Raw genomic sequence first — 395 nt, forward strand, 5'->3', positions numbered from 1 at the left:
CGGTGAACGCGGACTCACCCTGTCCGGTGGTCAACGTCAACGCGTCGCGTTGGCGCGAGCACTGCTGTCCCGGCCGCGCATCCTGGTCCTCGATGACGCCACCTCGGCCGTCGACGCTGTCACCGAAGCCGCCATCTTCGAGGCGTTGCCCGATCCCGGCGAACGGACCACGATCATCCTGGCCCACCGCGAATCCACCCTCGCCCACGCCGACCGGGTAGTGCGACTCCCTGCGCCGGCCCACCCGCAGCCCGTCCTTGCTCCGCCAGTGCCCGAGCTACCGCGACGCACCCCACGGGGCGCGGGCCGAGCCGCTGGAGATGCGCGTAGCTGCGGACCCGCAGCCCATAGAGCACCCGCTCACCCGTACGGGCGGTGAGCGTGGTGGTTGCGGC

1 pseudogene is annotated in these 395 nt (G+C 71.9%); it reads left to right on the top strand.

Annotated elements, in window-relative coordinates:
* Positions 1-229 (top strand): annotated as a pseudogene (locus GV790_RS29100) (ATP-binding cassette domain-containing protein); the annotation flags it as partial.
* Positions 230-395 lie beyond the last annotated feature (166 nt).

The sequence above is a fragment of the Nocardia cyriacigeorgica genome (assembly GCF_010858045.1).
In the GTDB taxonomy this organism is placed as follows: Bacteria; Actinomycetota; Actinomycetes; order Mycobacteriales; family Mycobacteriaceae; genus Nocardia; species Nocardia cyriacigeorgica_E.